The sequence below is a fragment of the Lactobacillus sp. C449L genome (genome assembly GCF_059900815.1).
Map to the genome: position 1 here is coordinate 1 of NZ_JBWXGA010000141.1, position 478 is coordinate 478.

General features: G+C 30.8%; 1 protein-coding gene. It reads right to left on the reverse strand.

Annotated elements, in window-relative coordinates; all coding sequences use genetic code 11:
- Positions 1–76: 76 nt before the first annotated feature.
- Complete coding sequence (locus AC2JF9_RS08695) at positions 77–265, reverse strand: hypothetical protein (RefSeq protein WP_500726969.1); 189 nt, start codon at positions 263–265, stop codon at positions 77–79.
- Positions 266–478 lie beyond the last annotated feature (213 nt).

The window sequence follows — 478 nt, forward strand, 5'->3', positions numbered from 1 at the left end:
TTCAAGGAACTCACCGTTGTTATCCCTAAATTCCACATACATTATGTAACATTGGCCAGTTTCAAAAGGCCATTCCTCACTCATCTTTGTCTCCATAACCGCCAAAATCCTCATCATTCTCAAACCATTCTTTTTGATGCTTATCCTTCGGATCAAGAATGAAAGTTCCATTCTCTGATTTTAACGTTTTAGGTTGAGATTTCACCTTTTTATCCAACTTACGCAGCTTCTCATACATTTTTTCTCTATCCACTTTATTTCCCATTTGTAGACAGCCCCTTTAATATATTTTTCGTACCCATGTAAGAGGTTTATGAACAAAAAACCTTTTATATAAATATTATATAATAATTATATAAAAGGTTCAATTTTTTTGAGTTGTTTAATTGAAATTATATTTACTTTCTAATACTTTCTTTATTTCTCTGAAGATAACATATAATCCTGTTACTTCTTCTTCAGTAAGATATGCAACAAC

Bases quoted from the DNA above. Each gene is read 5' to 3' on its own strand.
- AC2JF9_RS08695 (WP_500726969.1), bottom strand. From the start codon at position 265: ATGGGAAATAAAGTGGATAGAGAAAAAATGTATGAGAAGCTGCGTAAG.